Raw genomic sequence first — 556 nt, forward strand, 5'->3', positions numbered from 1 at the left:
GGCGTCGGCGATCCCCGCTGCAAGATCGCGATCCTGATGGGCAAGACCGATTTCAAGGCGGCCAAGCATCAGCAGCAGTCGCAGATCCTGGTTCCGCTCGACACTCCCGGGATCAAGGTCGAGAAGATGCTGCACGTGTTCGGCTTCGACGGCGCGCCGCATGGCCACGCCCAGGTGCTGCTCGAGAACGTGCGGGTGCCGAAGGAGAACATCCTGCTCGGCGAAGGCCGCGGCTTCGAGATCGCGCAGGGCCGCCTCGGTCCCGGCCGTATCCATCACTGCATGCGCACCATTGGCAAGGCCGAGGAGGCGCTGGAGAAAATGGTGAAGCGGCTCACCTCGCGCACTGCCTTCGGCAAGCGGATCGTCGAGCATTCGGTATGGGAGCAGCGCATTGGCGAAGCCCGCACCAACATCGAGATGACGCGACTGTTGTGCCTCAAGGCCGCCGACATGATGGACAAGGTCGGCAACAAGATCGCGCAGGCCGAGATCGCCATGATCAAGGTCGCAGCCCCCAACATGGCGCTGAAGATCATCGATGAGGCGATCCAGG

General features: G+C 63.5%; 1 protein-coding gene. It reads left to right on the plus strand.

Annotated elements, in window-relative coordinates; genetic code table 11:
• Window positions 1-556 (plus strand): acyl-CoA dehydrogenase family protein (locus AC0L2O_RS36340; RefSeq protein ID WP_473373143.1); only part of this gene is annotated, 556 nt, incomplete at both ends.

The sequence above is a fragment of the Bradyrhizobium sp. Kon10 genome (assembly GCF_055807395.1).